The 16,183-nt window shown below is 70.8% G+C and carries 16 protein-coding genes; 10 read left to right on the top strand and 6 right to left on the bottom strand.

Annotation, left to right across the window (positions count from 1 at the left end; all coding sequences use genetic code 11):
• The first annotated feature begins 163 nt into the window (after positions 1 to 163).
• From OG870_RS31590 to OG870_RS31570, 5 genes are all read left to right on the top strand, one after another.
• Positions 164 to 1,099 carry a cellulose-binding protein gene (locus OG870_RS31590; protein WP_266521657.1) on the top strand — a complete coding sequence of 312 codons (936 nt, stop codon included), beginning with the start codon at positions 164 to 166 and terminating at the stop codon, positions 1,097 to 1,099.
• 156 nt (positions 1,100 to 1,255) lie between these two features.
• Positions 1,256 to 2,227 (top strand): ABC transporter ATP-binding protein, encoded by a 972-nt coding sequence (locus tag OG870_RS31585; RefSeq protein WP_266589993.1) that lies wholly within the window; start codon positions 1,256 to 1,258, stop codon positions 2,225 to 2,227.
• A gap of 2 nt (positions 2,228 to 2,229) precedes the next feature.
• The gene (locus OG870_RS31580; RefSeq protein WP_266589991.1) at positions 2,230 to 3,000 is read left to right on the top strand and encodes an ABC transporter permease; all 771 of its coding nucleotides are present in this window, start codon (positions 2,230 to 2,232) and stop codon (positions 2,998 to 3,000) included.
• A 126-nt stretch (positions 3,001 to 3,126) separates the two neighbouring features.
• Positions 3,127 to 4,380, top strand: a complete 1,254-nt coding sequence (locus OG870_RS31575; RefSeq protein WP_266843911.1) for an ABC transporter ATP-binding protein — start codon at positions 3,127 to 3,129, stop codon at positions 4,378 to 4,380.
• Positions 4,377 to 5,252: an ABC transporter permease gene (locus OG870_RS31570; protein WP_327691756.1), complete on the top strand. Its 876-nt coding sequence runs from the start codon at positions 4,377 to 4,379 to the stop codon at positions 5,250 to 5,252. Before OG870_RS31575 ends, OG870_RS31570 begins: the two co-directional genes overlap by 4 nt.
• 14 nt (positions 5,253 to 5,266) lie before the next feature.
• Here the strand turns inward: OG870_RS31570 and OG870_RS31565 are convergent, their stop codons facing one another.
• Complete coding sequence (locus tag OG870_RS31565) at positions 5,267 to 5,608, bottom strand: ATP/GTP-binding protein (protein WP_266521647.1); 342 nt, start codon at positions 5,606 to 5,608, stop codon at positions 5,267 to 5,269.
• 219 nt (positions 5,609 to 5,827) lie between these two features.
• On the opposite strand from OG870_RS31565, the gene OG870_RS31560 reads away from it, so the two are divergent.
• On the top strand, positions 5,828 to 6,856 hold the full coding sequence (locus OG870_RS31560) for an LLM class flavin-dependent oxidoreductase (RefSeq protein ID WP_266521645.1): 1,029 nt from the start codon (positions 5,828 to 5,830) through the stop codon (positions 6,854 to 6,856).
• An 82-nt stretch (positions 6,857 to 6,938) separates the two neighbouring features.
• Here the strand turns inward: OG870_RS31560 and OG870_RS31555 are convergent, their stop codons facing one another.
• Positions 6,939 to 7,331 (bottom strand): SCO5389 family protein, encoded by a 393-nt coding sequence (locus tag OG870_RS31555; RefSeq protein WP_232652334.1) that lies wholly within the window; start codon positions 7,329 to 7,331, stop codon positions 6,939 to 6,941.
• A gap of 278 nt (positions 7,332 to 7,609) precedes the next feature.
• On the opposite strand from OG870_RS31555, the gene nucS reads away from it, so the two are divergent.
• On the top strand, positions 7,610 to 8,281 hold the full coding sequence (gene nucS, locus OG870_RS31550) for an endonuclease NucS (RefSeq protein WP_266521641.1): 672 nt from the start codon (positions 7,610 to 7,612) through the stop codon (positions 8,279 to 8,281).
• 84 nt (positions 8,282 to 8,365) lie between these two features.
• Here the strand turns inward: nucS and OG870_RS31545 are convergent, their stop codons facing one another.
• The 3 genes from OG870_RS31545 to OG870_RS31535 form a co-directional block, all read right to left on the bottom strand.
• A complete protein-coding gene (locus OG870_RS31545; RefSeq protein ID WP_266843916.1) occupies positions 8,366 to 10,945 on the bottom strand; it encodes an ATP-binding protein in 2,580 nt (859 codons plus the stop codon).
• Positions 10,946 to 11,212: 267 nt separating this feature from the next.
• Positions 11,213 to 11,536 (bottom strand): STAS domain-containing protein, encoded by a 324-nt coding sequence (locus OG870_RS31540; protein WP_266521637.1) that lies wholly within the window; start codon positions 11,534 to 11,536, stop codon positions 11,213 to 11,215.
• A gap of 169 nt (positions 11,537 to 11,705) precedes the next feature.
• On the bottom strand, positions 11,706 to 12,554 hold the full coding sequence (locus tag OG870_RS31535; protein ID WP_266521635.1) for a 3-hydroxyacyl-CoA dehydrogenase family protein: 849 nt from the start codon (positions 12,552 to 12,554) through the stop codon (positions 11,706 to 11,708).
• A 448-nt stretch (positions 12,555 to 13,002) separates the two neighbouring features.
• Here OG870_RS31535 and OG870_RS31530 point away from each other — a divergent pair, with 448 nt between their 5' ends.
• Positions 13,003 to 13,575, top strand: a complete 573-nt coding sequence (locus tag OG870_RS31530; RefSeq protein WP_266521633.1) for a cob(I)yrinic acid a,c-diamide adenosyltransferase — start codon at positions 13,003 to 13,005, stop codon at positions 13,573 to 13,575.
• 29 nt (positions 13,576 to 13,604) lie between these two features.
• Here OG870_RS31530 and OG870_RS31525 read toward each other — a convergent pair whose 3' ends face one another.
• Complete coding sequence (locus tag OG870_RS31525; protein WP_266843919.1) at positions 13,605 to 14,180, bottom strand: hypothetical protein; 576 nt, start codon at positions 14,178 to 14,180, stop codon at positions 13,605 to 13,607.
• Positions 14,181 to 14,331: 151 nt separating this feature from the next.
• Between OG870_RS31525 and OG870_RS31520 the strand changes: the two genes are divergently transcribed.
• Both OG870_RS31520 and OG870_RS31515 read left to right on the top strand, forming a co-directional pair.
• Positions 14,332 to 15,501, top strand: a complete 1,170-nt coding sequence (locus OG870_RS31520; RefSeq protein WP_327691755.1) for a sensor histidine kinase — start codon at positions 14,332 to 14,334, stop codon at positions 15,499 to 15,501.
• Complete coding sequence (locus OG870_RS31515; protein ID WP_266843923.1) at positions 15,498 to 16,139, top strand: response regulator; 642 nt, start codon at positions 15,498 to 15,500, stop codon at positions 16,137 to 16,139. Before OG870_RS31520 ends, OG870_RS31515 begins: the two co-directional genes overlap by 4 nt.
• Positions 16,140 to 16,183 lie beyond the last annotated feature (44 nt).

The following is a 16,183-nucleotide window of genomic DNA, read 5'->3' as shown; positions in this document are numbered from 1 at the left end:
GTCGTCTGGGGCCTTTGACCAAGTTTTTGGCAAGCCGTCCCGCGGTCAGCCACCCAAAAGGGGTGTCATTCTCCAGATCAAACACGTATCCGCTCGATGACACACCGCTTCGGCCCCTAGGATTCCCCCTATCACCTCACCGGTCTCATTTGACAGGAACCCCATGAGCGACACTTCCCCCTACGGCTTCGAGCTTGTGCGGCGTGGGTACGACCGCGCTCAGGTGGACGAACGCATCTCGAAGCTCGTCTCCGACCGTGACAGCGCTCTGGCCCGTATCACCGCCCTGGAAAAGCGCATCGAGGAACTCCACCTCGAAACGCAGAACGCCCAGGCCCAGGTGACCGACGCGGAGCCCTCGTACGCCGGCCTCGGCGCGCGCGTAGAGAAGATCCTCCGCCTCGCCGAGGAGGAGGCCAAGGATCTGCGCGAGGAGGCGCGTCGCGCGGCCGAACAGCACCGCGAGCTGGCGGAGTCGGCGGCCCAGCAGGTCCGCAACGACGCAGAATCGTTCGCTGCGGAGCGCAAGTCCAAGGCCGAGGACGAGGGCGTCCGCATCGTCGAGAAGGCCAAGAGCGACGCCTCTCAGCTGCGTTCCGAGGCGCAGAAGGACGCGCAGTCCAAGCGCGAGGAGGCCGACGCCCTCTTCGAGGAGACCCGCGCCAAGGCCGCGCAGGCCGCCGCCGACTTCGAGACGAACCTCGCCAAGCGCCGCGAGCAGTCCGAGCGCGACCTCGCGTCGCGTCAGCAGAAGGCGGAGAAGCGTCTCGCGGAGATCGAGCACCGCGCGGAGCAGCTGCGCCTGGAGGCGGAGAAGCTGCGCACGGACGCCGAGCGCCGCGCCCGCCAGACGGTGGAGACGGCTCAGCGCCAGGCCGAGGACATCGTGGCCGACGCCAACGCCAAGGCCGACCGGATCCGTTCGGAATCCGAGCGCGAGCTGGCCGCCCTCACCAACCGCCGCGACAGCATCAACGCCCAGCTGACGAACGTCCGCGAGATGCTCGCGACGCTCACGGGCGCCGCGGTGGCCGCCGCCGGTTCGCCGGCCGAGGACGAGCCGATCTCCCGTGGAGTTCCGGCGCAGCAGTCCCGGTAACCAGCAGCACGATCAGAGGCCCGCACCGTCTCCCCCGAAGGTGCGGGCCTCTGGCCTGCCCGGCCTCCCCTCGGCAGCCTGCTGCCGACCGCCCCGGCTCACGCCCGGTTGCCTGCCCGGGTGGCAGGGGCCCAACCGGCGTCTTAGCGTGGCCGCATGATCGAGCTGGAGGGCCTGACCAAGCGCTACGGCGAGAAGCTGGCGGTCAACAACCTCACGTTCACCGTCAGACCCGGCCTGGTGACCGGTTTCCTCGGGCCGAACGGGGCCGGCAAGTCGACGACGATGCGCATGATGCTCGGGCTCGACCGGCCCACCACAGGGGACGTCCGTATCGACGGCAAGCACTACGACCGCCTGAAGGAACCCCTGAAGTACATCGGCGCCCTGCTGGACGCCAAGGCCATGCACGGCGGACGCAGCGCCTTCAACCATCTGCTGTGCCTGGCCCAGAGCAACGGCATCCCGAAGCGGCGGGTGGCCGAGGTCCTGGACACCGTGGGCCTCACGGCGGTGGCGAAGAAGAAGGCCAAGGGGTTCTCGCTCGGCATGGGACAACGACTCGGGATCGCCGGCGCGCTGCTGGGCGATCCGCGGATCCTGATGTTCGACGAGCCGGTCAACGGCCTCGATCCCGAGGGCATCCACTGGATCCGAAACCTGATGAAATCGCTCGCGGCGCAGGGCCGTACGGTCTTCGTCTCCTCCCACCTCATGAGCGAGATGGCGCTGACCGCCGAGCACCTCGTGGTCATCGGACAGGGGCGGCTGCTCGCCGACACCTCCATGGCCGACTTCATCGAGCAGAACTCACGGTCGTACATCCGCGTCCGCTCCCCGCAGCGCGAGCGGCTGCTGGACGTGCTGCAGGAGGCCGGGGTCACCGTCATCGAGTCCGGCAGCGGGGTGCTGGAGGTGGACGGCGGCAAGGCCGAGCAGATCGGCGAGCTGGCCGCGCAGCACCAGCTCGTGCTGCACGAGCTGAGCCCCCAGCAGGCCTCCCTGGAGGAGGCGTTCATGCAGCTGACCGCGGAGTCGGTGGAGTACCACGCGCACGCCGACACACCCCACGAGGCGCCGGCGCCCCCTGAGCGGCCGCACTGGGGCGAGGACTGGAAGAGGAGCTGAGCATGGCGGCGATCCAGGTCGTACAGTCCGAGTGGACCAAGATCCGGTCGGTGGCGTCCACGGTGTGGACGCTCTCCCTCTCCGTGGTCGTCACCGTCGCGCTCGGCATGCTCATCTCGGCGCTGTCCAGGCACGAGTTCGACAACATGAGCCAGAAGGACCGGCTCTCCTTCGACCCGACGTTCATCAGTTTCGCCGGCATGAGCCTCGGTCAGCTGGCCATGATCGTGTTCGGCGTGCTGGTCGTCTCGAACGAGTACAGCACCGGCATGATCCGCACCTCGCTGGCCGCGGTCCCCCAGCGCGGCACCTTCCTGTTCAGCAAGATCGCCGTGGCGGCCGGCCTCGCCCTCGCCGTCGGCATGGTCACCAGCTTCGTCGCCTTCTTCCTCGGGCAGGCGATGCTCGGCTCGCACCGGGCCGCCATCGGCGATCCGCATGTCCTGCGCGCCGTGATCGGCGGCGGTGTCTACATGACCCTCATCGCGGTGTTCTCGATGGGCGTCGCCTCGATGCTGCGCTCGCCGATGCTGTCGCTGGGCATCCTGATGCCGTTCTTCTTCCTGATCTCCAACATCCTGGGCAACGTCGACGCGACGAAGAAGATCGGCCGGTTCCTGCCCGACCAGGCCGGCAGCAAGATCATGCAGGTGGTCACGCCGATCGACGACGACGCTCCCTACGGTCCCTGGGGCGGACTCGGGATCATGGTGCTGTGGGCCGTCGCCGCACTGCTCGGCGGGTACGGGTTGCTGAAGAGGCGGGACGCGTGAGCAAGGACGTAAGCGGGGGCAGGTCTTTTACTTCCTCTTGAGCGGAACCGTCAGCGCCTCGATATCCTCCTAACCCTTACGGGGGCGTGTGCCCTGCTGTCCTGATCCTTTCGATGGGTGCGGAGCATGATCGAGGCTGTCGGCCTGACCAAGCGCTACGGCGACAAGACCGCCGTGTACAACCTTTCCTTCCAGGTGCGGCCCGGCGCCGTCACCGGCTTCCTCGGCCCCAACGGCTCCGGCAAGTCGACGACGATGCGCATGATCCTCGGCCTGGACAACCCCACCGCGGGGCAGGTGACGATCGGCGGATACCCGTACCCCAGGCTGCCCAACGCTCCCCGCCAGGTGGGCGCCCTGCTCGACGCCAAGGCCGTGCACGGCGGGCGGTCGGCCCGCAACCACCTGCTGTGCCTGGCCCAGCTGTCCGGGATCCCGGCGCGCCGGGTCGACGAGGTACTGGGCGTGGTCGGCCTCCAGGAAGTGGCCAGGAAGCGCTCCAAGGGCTTCTCCCTCGGCATGGGGCAGCGCCTGGGCATCGCCGCCGCGCTCCTCGGCGACCCGCAGGTGCTGCTGTTCGACGAGCCGGTCAACGGCCTCGACCCCGAGGGCATCCTCTGGGTGCGCAACCTCATGAAGGCGCTCGCGGCGGAGGGACGTACGGTCTTCGTCTCCTCCCACCTGATGAGTGAGATGGCTCTCACCGCCGACCAGCTCATCGTGATCGGCCGCGGTCAGCTGCTGGCCGACATGAGCGTCAAGGACTTCATCTCGGCGAACTCCGCCGACTTCGCGCGCGTGCGCACGCCGGACACCGAGCCGCAGCTGCGCGAGAAGCTGACGTCCGCGCTGACCGAGGCGGGCGGGCACGTGCTGCCCGAGCAGGACGGCGCCCTGCGGATCACGGGACTGCCGCTCCCCCGCATCAGCGACATCGCGCACGACAGCGACGTACGGCTGTGGGAGCTGTCGCCGCACCAGGCCTCGCTGGAGGAGGCGTACATGCGGATGACGCAGGGAGCCGTCGACTACCGCTCGACGATCGACCAGAAGGCCGGGCTGATGCAGCCGCTGCCGCCCGGCGTACAGCCGCCGATGCCGGTGCCGGGGCAGGGCCAGCCCGACTGGTACGCCCCGCCGCCGCCCCAGCAGGGCGGCCAGGCGTTCGCGATGCCGCAGGGCGCCCCGGGTCCGCAGGGCGCGGCGCCCGCCGGCCCGTACGGCTCCGGGCAGCCCGCTGCGGGCCCCTACGGAGCCCCCGGCGCACCCGCGGCGGGGCCGGCCAACCCGTACGCCCAGTCGGCGCCCCAGGCGCCCCAGGCCCCCGCGGCCGCCCCCGCCGCCCCCGCCGACATGACCAAGCCCGAGGACGCCCGATGAGCACGCCCCAGCCCCCGATGCCGCAGGCCGCCGCACCCAACTGGCAGGCGGGCGCGTCCGGTTCGCCGTACCCCACCTACACCTCGCCGATCCCCGTCGTGCGCACGCACCTCGGGCACGTGATCGCCTCGGAGTGGACGAAGATCAGGTCGGTGCGCTCCACGATGTGGACGCTCGGCGTGTTCGTGCTGCTCGTCGTCGGCATCGGGCTGCTGGTGGCCACGCTGGTCTCCACCAACGCGGGCGAGGACGATCTGGCCGGCGACAACCCGCTGTCCTTCGGTGTCTTCGGGCTGCTGCTCGGCAGCATGTGCATCATCACGCTCGGCGTGCTGACCACGGCCTCGGAGTACGGCACCGGGATGATCCGGACCACGATGACCGCATGCCCGTCCCGGGGACGGGTGCTGGCGGCGAAGGCGATCGTGTTCTTCTCGGTGGCGTTCACCGTCACGTTCGTGTCGGTGCTCCTCGTCGCCCTCGCGGACGTGGGCATGCTGGACGGCGCCGAGAAGCCGTCCGGCGGTGAGTGGCTGAAGGGCACGCTCGGCATCTCGCTCTACATCGCGCTGCTCGGCCTGCTCTCGCTCGTCGTCGGCTCGATCATCAGGCACTCGGCGGGCGCCATCACCCTCATGATCGGCCTCGTGCTCGCGCCGCTGGTGATCGCGCTGTTCATGTTCTCGTCGGCGCTGGAGGACCTGCGCCAGGCGCTGTTCGACTACTCGATCCCGAACCAGCTCGGCGCCTTCTACACCACGTCGCTCAGCAAAACGGGCCCGACCGGCTGGGACCCGCTGTGGATCGCCCTGGGAGTGACGGCCGCCGCGTTCGCCGGCGCGGTCGTGCTGCTGCAGAAGCGCGACGTCTAGCCTCTGGCCCGGGCTCAGAACCTCGGCGCGTTACGGGACCGCTGCACCCGCGTGGTGCGGCGGTCCTTCGCGTTCCAGCACGCCTTGTGCCAGTGGCGGCGGTCGTCGACGCCCGAGTGCTCCGGCCAGGCCACGACATGCGGGACGCCGGAGGGGATCATCTGCTCGCAGCCGGGGCAGCGGTAGGTCTTGCCCTGCGCGCTGGCGCCCGCGACGTGCCGCACGCTCCACTCCTCGCCCTGCCAGCTCTCCGTCGACTGCCAGCCGCCGTAGCGGCCGGGACGGTCGTCCTCGGCGCTCCGTCCGGACGAGTCCGACGGGTCGGCTCCCTTGGGTCGGTTGCGACGCGGGGACACGGGACACCTCACGGGGCTATACAGGAAGCACGGTTCCACTCCAGCCTACGGGGCGCGGACGGGGGTACGCGTAAAGGACCGGTCGGCGCCGGCCCCGCCGCGAGCGCCGATTCTGCAGACAATCCGCAAATCCCTTCGCCAGGCCGTGTCCTCGGCACGTGTCAGACGGTTATGCGAGTGGGGGAGCTCCGCGTCGGGGCCAAGGAAGCAGGAAAAACGATGCACGTTGGAAGTTTCGTGTTGGCGGCCCAGTTCCCGGGGCAGGGCCAGGGGGAGGCGCTGCACCGGGCGGTCCGCTCGGCCGAGATCGCCGAAGAGGCCGGTCTGGATTCGGTCTGGCTGGCCGAGCACCACTTCGTGCCCTACGGGACCTGCCCGTCGGCGATCACCCTGGCGGCGTTACTGCTCGGCCGCACCCGCCGGATCCGGGTGGGCACGGCGGTGACCGTGCTGCCCACCGCCCACCCGGTGTCGGTCGGCGAGCAGGCCGCGCTGCTGCACATCACCTCCGGCGGGCGCTTCTCGCTGGGCGTGGGGCGCGGCGGGCCGTGGGTCGACCTGGAAGTGTTCGGGTCAGGCATCGAGGCGTACGAGAAGGGGTTCCCGGAATCACTCGATCTGCTGGTTCGCTGGCTGCGCGAGCCGTCGGTCGCGGCGGCCGGGGATCGCTTCGCCTTCCGTGAAGTCCCCGTCGTACCAAGGCCGTCGGAGTCCCTGACGGACACGGCGGGCCCCGAGGTCGTCGTCGCGTGCACCTCGCCGTCGAGCGTACGGACGGCCGCCGAGCGCGGGCTGCCGATGCTCCTCGGGATGCATGTGGGCGACGAGGAGAAGGCCGAGATGGTCGCCCTGTGGCGGCAGTTGGCGCGGGCCGCCGGGCATCCGGCGGACGAGGTCCTCGGTGCGGCCCATGTCTCCGCCGGCGTCTGCCAGATCGCGGACCGGCGTACGGACGCGGTGGAGGCACTGACGAAGGCGATGCCGGGCTGGCTGAAGCAGGGACTCGAAGCGCATGTCACGGTCGACGGCCGGAGCCGGCAGATGCGCGACCCGCTGGCCTACACCGAACTGCTGTGCGGGCTGCACCCGGTGGGCACCCCGCGCCTGTGCGCCGACCGGCTCGCGGCGACCAGCGAGCGGACCGGCATCTCCCGCTTCGCGCTGCTCGTCGAGGGCTCGGGGGACCTGGCGGCCACCGAGGAGAACGTACGACGGCTGGGTGCCGAGGTGCTCCCGCACCTCGGTTGAACGGGCCTGCACTGCAAGGAGCTTGCCGCCCCAGTACTGACACACCTCCCGCGTACGGAGCGGCAAGCAAGCGGCCTGCTTCTCAGCAGTCCCGGAACTCCGGGGACTGGTTGAGCAGCTGACTGCGGACCGAGGTGAAGCGGGCCAGCGTCTCGTCGACCGAGGCGTCCAGCGGGAACACCGCCACGCGGTGGCAGTTCTGGAAGGCCAGCCGCACACCGAAGTGCCTTTGCAGCGCGCCGCGTATGGCGTCGCTCGCGAGCGCACGCAGCAGTTGTCCGCGTGCCTGCTCGTCCGGCGGGGGCGTCTGGTTGTCGGCGAAATTGCCGCCGTCGACCTTCAGCTGGGCCACCAGGGAGCTGATCATCTCCCATGCGTAGGGCAGGGAGGTCCGGACGCAGTCGACGAATTCGGCTTCGTCGACCTCGCCTCGCTCGGCCTTTTCGAGTAGGGCCGGTGAGACGTCGAGCGACATGGGTTCTCCTCTCGCACCCCCGTGGTCGACAGGGGTTGCCGGACAGATAGGGGAGTTCGCGATACCGAACACGCTCAGTACCCGACTCGCGACCTCCCGTTTACTACGGTAAGCAACGGACGGTGACCGCACCACAAAAATGCGTACATGGAGAGCCCTCATTGGGCGCACAATCAGCCACAAATGAACAAGGGTTGTCTCGGGTCTTCCGGGACAACAGGGGCGCTCTGCCGACGCGAATCGCGTCGACCCGCACCCGTCGAGTAGCGTTGCCGACCATGCGTCTCGTCATTGCCCGATGCTCCGTCGACTACGCGGGCCGGCTCACCGCCCATCTCCCCTCGGCGCCCCGCCTGATCCTGGTGAAGGCGGACGGCAGCGTGTCGATCCACGCGGACGACCGCGCCTACAAGCCCCTGAACTGGATGTCGCCGCCCTGCACCCTGAAGGAGGGTTCCGGCGACGAGGACGGCGTCTGGACCGTCATCAACAAGGCGGGCGAGAAGCTGATCATCACGATGGAGGAAGTCCTCCACGACTCCTCGCACGAACTGGGCGTGGATCCCGGCCTGATCAAGGACGGCGTGGAAGCACACCTCCAGGAGCTGCTCGCCGACCGCATCGAGACCCTCGGCGACGGCTACACGCTCATCCGCCGCGAGTACATGACGGCCATCGGCCCGGTCGACATCCTGTGCCGGGACGCCGAGGGGCGGACCGTCGCGGTCGAGATCAAGCGGCGCGGCGAGATCGACGGCGTGGAGCAGCTCACCCGCTACCTGGAGCTGCTGAACCGCGATCCCCATCTCGCCCCGGTCCGCGGCGTCTTCGCAGCCCAGGAGATCAAGCCCCAGGCCCGCGTCCTCGCGACGGACCGCGGCATCGGCTGCACGGTGCTGGACTACAACGCCATGAGGGGCATCGAGGACGACAAGCTCCGGCTGTTCTGAGCGACAGCGGGATAAAAGGCGGTTCCACGACGGTGAGGGCCGGGTCCGTGAGACGGACCCGGCCCTCGTCGTCTGCGCGGAACCTCAGATCACGGCGCCGGAACCACTGGGCGTTCCCGCACCGCTGCTCGTCGGCGCGCTCGCGGAACTGCTCGTCTGGGCCGGGGCGCTGGAGGACGCCGGGGCACTGGACGCCGGTCCGCTGGCCGAGTCGGAGGTGGACGGGCTCGTCGAAGGCGTGGCGGACGGGGTGGGCGACGCCGACGGCGACGTGGGCGGCGGAGACGACGGCGTGGTCGGATGCGTCGTCGGCGACTTGGTCGGCGTCCCCGAGGTGGGCGGCTTCGTCGTCGGCGACTTGGACGGCGAGTGCGACGGACCGCCTCCCGAACCCTTCGTGCCGCTCGGGTCGTCGGAGGGCCGCTGGGTGTCGGACGGCGGCGTCGGGTCGTCGGAGGTGCCGTACGTGCCGTCGGGGCCCGGGTCCGTCGGGCGGCTCGTCGCGGTGCCGGTGTCGCCGTTGCCGCTCTTCGGCTTGTCGGCGCCCAGGCTGCCGTCGTCGGCGCCCTGGCTGGCTGACGGGTTGACGCCGACCTTGTCGGACGGGTTGTTGGCGTCGTTGTTCGAGGTCGCGCCGAGCGTCACGACCGTGCCGAGCACGGCTGCGAGCAGCGCGCCCGCACCGGCCGCGACGAGGTTGCGCCGGGCCAGGCCCCGGATGCCGGCCCGGTGGGGCTTGGGCATCGGGCCGGACATGCCCCGGTGGACGACCAGGGTCGAGGCGTCACCGGGCGGCGGCACGCCCGGCAGCGCGGCCGGGATTCCCCGGGGCGGCGACTGCGACTCCTCGTAGCGCGCGTCCGGGACCTCCTCGCCCGCCGTCGAGCCGAGCCCCGGCGTCGTGCCGGAGCGGTCGGCGACCAGGGCGAGGGCGCGGCGGCCCGCCACGGTGCCGCGCTTGTCGGCGAGTGCGCCGCGCAGGCCGATGGAGGACTCCAGCTCGGCGCGGGCTCGGTCGAGCTGCCCGCCGCAGAGCGCGAGGATGCCCAACTCGTGGTGGAAGTAGGCCTGTTCGGACACCTCGCCGGCGAGCCGGGAGGCCTCGGCACCGAACCGCAGCGTCCGCTCCCAGGCGCTCCAGTGCAGACCCGCGGCGAAGGCCGGCGCCGCCGTGCGGGCCAGCTGCACGGTGACGCTCTCCTCGCCCTCGGCCGGCGCCGTCGTGCCCGGCACCAGGACGCCGAGGGCGGCGAGCAGGGCGTCGGCCTCGGCGCACACGCGCTCCGGGGTGACCGACGGGTGCCCGGCCCACCAGGCGTAGTGCTGGGCGGCGGACAGAGCCCGTGTGTCGACGTCGTCGACGTATCCGGCGGCCACGAGCTGGGTGAGGACCCCGGCCGCGAGCCGGTAGCGGGAGCCGACCGGGGAGACCAGGCCGCAGGACGCCAGTTCGCCGAGGGCGGCGTCGGCGTGGGTGTCGCCGACCAGTGCGGGCAGATGGGCCTGGTGCGGCACCTCGCCGCCGAGCGCGACGGCGAACCGCAGGGTGGCACGCGCCGAGTCGCTGAGCCGCGAGGCCAGCAGCGGAGCGGGTGCCGCGGCCTCGCCGAGGGACGGCAGGGGTACGTCTGCGCCGTCCTCGCCGTCGAGGGGCGTGTCGAACGGGCCGTCGGCGGGAACCGCGTCCTGGAAGACGCCGAACTCGTCGACGGCGTCGGCCCGGGAGCGCTGCTCGTCGCGCTGGCGCAGCAGAGCGCCGGCCTGGACGAAGCGCAGGGGCAGGCCCTCCGACTCGAACCAGAGGTCGCCGGCCCAGTTGGCCTCCTCCTCGGTGAGGACACGACCGACGGCTCGCTCGATGAGCTCCACGCCGCCCGCGCGGTCGAGACCGCCGAGGAAGACCTCTTCGAGGGCGGAGTCGGCGGAGGGCGCGGGCACCTCCGGCGTCGTGCCGATCACGAAGGCGCACTCGGGCGTCGCGTCGAGCAGCTCGTCCAGTCCGGCGCCGCCGAACTCGACGTCGTCCAGGACGACGACCGCGCCGATGTCACGGACCAGCGCGAGCAGTTCGTCCTGTTCCGGACGGTGCAGGGGTGCGTTGTAGACGGCGTAGAAGAGGTCGTGGAGCAGGTCGCTCGCCGTGCGGTGGAAGCCGCTCAGGCGGACGACGCCGTCGGGGGCGAGGTCCCAGCAGTCCTCGGCGACGAGGTCGAGGAGGCTGGTGCGGCCGGAACCGGCGGGGCCCGTGAGGCGCACGGAGCGGCCGCGGGCGAGGAGCCGCACCAGGCGCTCGCGCTCCTCCTGGCGCGCCAGGAGCGGCAGCGACGGCTGGGCCGGGCCCGGCGGAACGGGCGGCCTGGCCGTGCGGTCCACCTCGGCCCGCTCGGCCGTCGTGTACTTCGCGGGCCGCCCCGGGCGCTCGCCCGGCGGGCAGGCCTCTATCTCGCTGCCGTCGACGGGGTTGACGGTGAGCAGGTAGTCGCCCGTGACGAGTTGCACCGTGCGTGCGAGTGCGGGCGTGTGCTGTCCGAAGTCCGGCGTGAGGGGGTCCCTGGGCGGGCGCTGGCGCGACGAGCTGCCGCCCCCGCTCTCGAATGCACCCGAGCGGGAGGTGCCCCCATCGTCGTGGCCGTACTCCTCGGGTCCCCGGCTGTTCGGGTCCATAGGTTTCAAGCCCCCCAAAAGCGTCGTGTGTGCCTTGAGCCCCTCCCGGCCTTGCTGCACACCGCGCTGTCGCTTCTGGTCCGGGCCCGCTGCAGGGTTTGTCAGGCAGCGGGCGACCGAACCTTAAACCTTCGCTCAGTATCTACGACAGCCCCGGGTACCGCGCCGTGCGTGACGTCACAGTCTCGTGAGGATCGCACGCGACGACTGCTGCGCGGACCTGCGCCGGGACTCCCCCGCCTCCCGGTTCACATCCGTTCGAAGGGGTCACACGCGAGGCAGCGACTCCACGCCGATGCCGCCCTCGATCGCCAGGATCCGGTGCAGTCGGGTGGCCACCAGCAGGCGCTGCATCTGTGGCGGTACCTCGCGCAGCACCAGACGCCGGCCGCAGCGTCCGGCCCGCCGGTGGACACCCATGATCACCCCGAGGCCGGTGGCGTCCCAGGAGTCCAGTCCGGACAGGTCGAGCACCAGGTCGCCGACTCCGTCGTCGACGGCCGAGTGCAGGACCGTACGGGCGTCCGCCGCGCTGCGGACGTCGAGGCGGCCCCCGACGACCAGCTCGGCGTGGTCGCCCCTGATGTACATATGCGCTCCCCGAGAGTGCGGTGGCGTACTCCGTGACGGTGGCTGTGCAACGTCTGACTGCTTCAGCGGCGACGAGGTTGCCGTCTGTAAGCGAACCGATACCGAATTCACCCCCGCGGGTGATACTCGCGGGGTCTGTGCGATGTCAGTGGCTGTACGTACTGGTGTTTCAGTACGTGTAGAAGCCCTGCCCGCTCTTGCGTCCGATGTCACCGGCGTCAACCATCCGGCGCATCAGCTCGGGCGGCGCGAACTTCTCGTCCTGCGACTCGGTGTAGATGTTGCCGGTGGCGTGCAGCAGGATGTCGACGCCGGTCAGGTCCGCCGTGGCCAGCGGGCCCATCGCGTGACCGAAGCCGAGCTTGCAGGCGAGGTCGATGTCCTCGGCGCTCGCCACGCCCGACTCGTACAGCTTGGTCGCCTCGACGACGAGCGCCGAGATGAGACGGGTCGTCACGAAGCCGGCGACGTCGCGGTTGACGACAATGCAGGTCTTGCCGACCGACTCGGCGAACTCCCGTGCGGTGGCGAGGGTTTCGTCGCTCGTCTTGTAGCCGCGGACGAGCTCGACGAGCTGCATCATCGGCACCGGCGAGAAGAAGTGGACGCCGACGACCCGCTCGGGGTGTGCGGTGGCCGCCGCGATCTTGGTGATCGGGATCGCGGAGGTGTTGGAGGCGAGCACGGTGTCCGGGCGCACGATCTTGTCGAGCGCGCGGAAGATCTCGTGCTTGACCTCCAGCTTCTCGAAGACGGCCTCCACGACCACGTCCGCGTCGGCTGCGGCGTCGAGGTCGGTGGTCGCGGTGATACGGCCGAGGGCGGCGTCGGCGTCGTGCGCCTCCAGCTTCCCCTTGCTGACGAACTTGTCGTACGAGGCCTTGATGCCGTCGGTGCCACGCGTGAGCGCTTCGTCGGTGACATCCCGCAGAACGACGTCCCAGCCCGCCTGGGCAGAGACCTGGGCGATACCGGAACCCATCAAGCCGGCGCCGATGACGGCAAGCTTCCGTGCCACTGTTGCGACTCCCCTTTGAAACGCCTTACACCCTTTTTAGGTTGCCTCTTCGGCGGACCTTAGCGCTCGTGCGGTGCCGTGTGACCGGTAAGTAATGCGCGTCACGTCTCATCTGACGGACATCACACCGGCGCGGGCCATTCCGTGCCTCGGACGGCCTAGTTGGGCGCCTCCACGCCCAACAGCTCCTCGATGCCGTCGAGGAGGAGGGGTACCTCTCGTGATGCTTTGCACGGATTACGCCCGGCCCAGCTGACCCGCGATCAGGCGCGGCATCTCATCGTCGGCGGCGTCGCCGCTCTCCTCGCGCAGGACCTGTTTCGAGATTGGCCAGAACCTCCTGCTGATCCGCCGACGCCCACCCGGCGTGCCCCGGGTCCCACGGCGCGGGCCGTGACAGTGGGCACACGCGGGTTCCGGACGGCCGGAGCGTAACTACGCTGGCCACATGGTCAATCTGACGCGCATCTACACCAGGACCGGCGACCGGGGCACCACCGCCCTCGGCGACATGAGCCGGGTCGCCAAGACCGATCTGCGGATCTCCGCGTACGCCGACGCCAACGAGGCGAATGCGGTGATCGGCACGGCGATCGCGCTGGGCGGCCTGGACGAGGAGGTCGTCAAGGTCCTCACCCGCGTCCAGAACGACCTGTTCGACGTGGGTGCGGACCTGTCGACGCCAGTGGTGGAGAAGCCCGAGTTCCCGCCGCTGCGGGTCGAGCAGTTCTACGTCGACAAGCTGGAGGCGGACTGCGACCGCTTCAACGAACGGCTGGAGAAGCTGCGGTCCTTCATCCTGCCGGGCGGCACCCCGGGCGCGGCCCTGCTCCACCAGGCCTGCACGGTCGTACGCCGGGCCGAGCGCTCCACGTGGGCGGCGCTGGAGGTCCACGGCGAGCTGATGAACCCGCTGACCGCGACCTACCTCAACCGGCTCTCCGACCTGCTGTTCATCCTGGCCCGTACCGCCAACAAGGACACCGGCGACGTCCTGTGGGTGCCGGGCGGGGAGCGCTGAGCCGGAGCACCCCCGCGCCCTTCCCTCGTTCATCGTCCGGTCGGCGTACGGTCCTCCACCGGGCGGGCGGCGGTGTCCGGCTGCTTCTTCGGCCAGATCAGATAGGTGAGCGCGATCAGCCCGTGGATGCCCAGGGCCCGCAGCGACACCCACTGGAAGGTGCGCAGCGTCGAGGTGTCGCCGTCGCCGACGTACCAGATCGCCGCCTGGAGCAGGGCGCAGGCGACGGCGGCCGCGAGGAGGGTGCGCAGCCACAGGGCGCCCTCGTGGCGGGCGCGTGCCATCCCGTAGCGCGGCGGCCGGTGCGGACGCGGGGCCCCTGCCAGGCGGTGGGCAGCGTGACCGTCCAGCCAGCGGATCGTGTAGTGGCCGTACGCCACGGTGTAGCCGATGTAGAGCGCGGCGAGTCCGTGTTCCCAGCTCGGTTCGGCGCCGTTTCTGAGGTCCACCGCCGTCACCGCGAACAGGACGACCTCCAGCACCGGCTCGCACAACAGCAGCGCCACGCTGGTGCGCCGCCACTTCAGCAGATAGCGGACGGCCAGCCCGGCCGCCAGCAGCACCCAGAACCCGACCTCGCACGCGACGATCAGCCCGACGACCACGACCCGCTCCTTCCCTCGTCCATCCAGGCTCCCGGCCGGACGGGGCGCTTTCGTCGTCGCCGGTGACGAGGTCGCGGTACATCGAAAGATGCAGTTCCGGACCCTCCCCGGGGATCAGGTGCGGGGCGGGCGGTGCGTGTTGGATGGAGCCATGGCCCTGCGACTCCCCCGCCCGCACCGCTTCGACGTGTACGTCGCCGTCGGCGGGCTGCTCGGTGGCCTGCTGCTGATGGGCATCGGCCTCAGCTCCCGCGGCCCCGGCGATCCGATCACGCTCTTCGACGGGCCCTGGCCGGTCCTGGCGCCGCTCGTCGTCATGGCCTGCTGCGAGCTGCTGCGCCGGACCGCCCCGAGCGCGGCCCTGCTGGCCGGGACGGCCGCGATCTGCGCCGACCTTGTGACCCAGGGCAACCTGGCCACGATCCTGATGTTCACCGACCTCGTGTACGCCGCCGTCCTGTACGGCCCGCCCGCCTCGGCCCGCCGCATCCCCTGGATCACCGGGCTGCTCACGGTGGCCGGGACGCTCGTGCCGTTCGCGGTGTGGCGCGTGCCGGAGGCGCTGCTGATCGGCGTGATCATCGGCATCGTCGCGTTCGGCCCCGCGGCCACCGGCTGGATCGTCCGCGACCACCGCGACGCGGCCGACGCCGCCCGGCTGCGCGCCGAACAGACGGCGTTGCTCGCCGAGATGGACCGCACCCAGGCGGTCCTGGCCGAGCGGGCGCGGATGGCCCGGGAACTGCACGACATGGTCGCCAACCATCTCTCCGCGATCGCCATCCACTCCACGGCCGCGCTGTCGATCGACAGACCGGGGACTTCGCGGGACGCCCTGTCGGTGATCCGGGAGAACAGCGTGGCCGGCCTCGCCGAGATGCGGCGGCTCATCGGCCTGCTGCGGGACGGCGGCGACGGCGAGCCGGCCGCCGTACCCACGCTGGACGGGATCGGCGCGCTCGTCGAAGGCGCCCGCGCCAACGGCCTCGACGTGCGCCTCGACACCGACCACGGCCAGGTCCCCGCCCCCGTCGAACTCGCCGCCTACCGCATCGTCCAGGAGTCCCTGACCAACGCCCTCAAACACGCCTTCTCAGGCCGGGTCACCGTGGCCCTCGTCCAGTGCGACGGCGTCCTCGATGTCCGCGTGACCAGCCCGTACGGTCACCGGGACGGCCCGCGGGCCCCCGGTTCGGGCGCCGGACTGGTCGGAATGAGGGAGCGGGTCGCGCTGCTGGGCGGCACGTTCGAGGCCGGACCCGACAGCTCGCTGTGGGCCGTGCACGCCACGCTTCCCGTGATGGAAGGAGACCCCGAATGATTCGCGTCCTGGTCGCCGAGGACCAGTCCGCCGTCCGTGCCGGGCTCGTCCTCATCCTGGGCAGCGCGCCCGACATCGAAGTGGTGGGCGAGGCGGCGGACGGCGAGCAGGCGGTGTCCCTGGCCAGGGAGTTGAGCCCCGACCTGGTCCTGATGGACATTCAGATGCCGCGGCTGGACGGGGTGTCGGCGACCCGGCAGGTGGTCGCCGAGGAACTGGCCGACGTCCTCGTCCTCACCACCTTCGATCTCGACCAGTACGTCTTCGGGGCGCTGCGCGCGGGCGCCGCCGGATTCCTGCTCAAGAACACCGAAGCGAAGGACCTGCTGGAGGCGGTACGGACCGTCGCGCGCGGCGAGGGTCTGATCGCTCCGGCCGTCACCCGCCGGCTGATCTCCGAGTTCGCCGCCAAGCCCGTACGCGAACCGACCGCGGACCCGGCCGTCCTCGACGGCCTCACCCGTCGCGAACGCGAGGTGCTGTCCCGTCTCGGCGAGGGCCTGTCCAACGCCGAGATCGCCGCCCGACTCGACATGGCGGAGGCGACGGTGAAGACGCACGTCAGCCGTCTCCTCGGGAAGCTGGAGCTGCGCAGCCGGGTCCAAGCGGCCGTACTGGCACAGGAATTGGGGATCTGAGCACGCCTGAAGAGTAGTGGTCCAGACCTCTTGACCGATGGTCC

The organism is Streptomyces sp. NBC_00461, from assembly GCF_036013935.1.
Lineage (GTDB): Bacteria > Actinomycetota > Actinomycetes > Streptomycetales > Streptomycetaceae > Streptomyces.
Note: the sequence above shows the minus strand (reverse complement) of the source record. Positions and strands in the feature narration are given on the sequence as shown.

Excerpts from the sequence above, each read along its gene's own strand:
- OG870_RS31570 (WP_327691756.1), top strand. The coding sequence starts at position 4,377 with ATGAGCACGCCCCAGCCCCCGATGCCGCAGGCCGCCGCACCCAACTGG.
- OG870_RS31540 (WP_266521637.1), bottom strand. The coding sequence starts at position 11,536 with ATGTACATCAGGGGCGACCACGCCGAGCTGGTCGTCGGGGGCCGCCTC.
- OG870_RS31575 (WP_266843911.1), top strand. The coding sequence starts at position 3,127 with ATGATCGAGGCTGTCGGCCTGACCAAGCGCTACGGCGACAAGACCGCC.
- OG870_RS31590 (WP_266521657.1), top strand. The coding sequence starts at position 164 with ATGAGCGACACTTCCCCCTACGGCTTCGAGCTTGTGCGGCGTGGGTAC.
- OG870_RS31560 (WP_266521645.1), top strand. The coding sequence starts at position 5,828 with ATGCACGTTGGAAGTTTCGTGTTGGCGGCCCAGTTCCCGGGGCAGGGC.
- nucS (WP_266521641.1), top strand. The coding sequence starts at position 7,610 with ATGCGTCTCGTCATTGCCCGATGCTCCGTCGACTACGCGGGCCGGCTC.
- OG870_RS31530 (WP_266521633.1), top strand. The coding sequence starts at position 13,003 with ATGGTCAATCTGACGCGCATCTACACCAGGACCGGCGACCGGGGCACC.
- OG870_RS31555 (WP_232652334.1), bottom strand. The coding sequence starts at position 7,331 with ATGTCGCTCGACGTCTCACCGGCCCTACTCGAAAAGGCCGAGCGAGGC.
- OG870_RS31580 (WP_266589991.1), top strand. The coding sequence starts at position 2,230 with ATGGCGGCGATCCAGGTCGTACAGTCCGAGTGGACCAAGATCCGGTCG.
- OG870_RS31585 (WP_266589993.1), top strand. The coding sequence starts at position 1,256 with ATGATCGAGCTGGAGGGCCTGACCAAGCGCTACGGCGAGAAGCTGGCG.
- OG870_RS31545 (WP_266843916.1), bottom strand. The coding sequence starts at position 10,945 with ATGGACCCGAACAGCCGGGGACCCGAGGAGTACGGCCACGACGATGGG.
- OG870_RS31520 (WP_327691755.1), top strand. The coding sequence starts at position 14,332 with ATGGCCCTGCGACTCCCCCGCCCGCACCGCTTCGACGTGTACGTCGCC.
- OG870_RS31515 (WP_266843923.1), top strand. The coding sequence starts at position 15,498 with ATGATTCGCGTCCTGGTCGCCGAGGACCAGTCCGCCGTCCGTGCCGGG.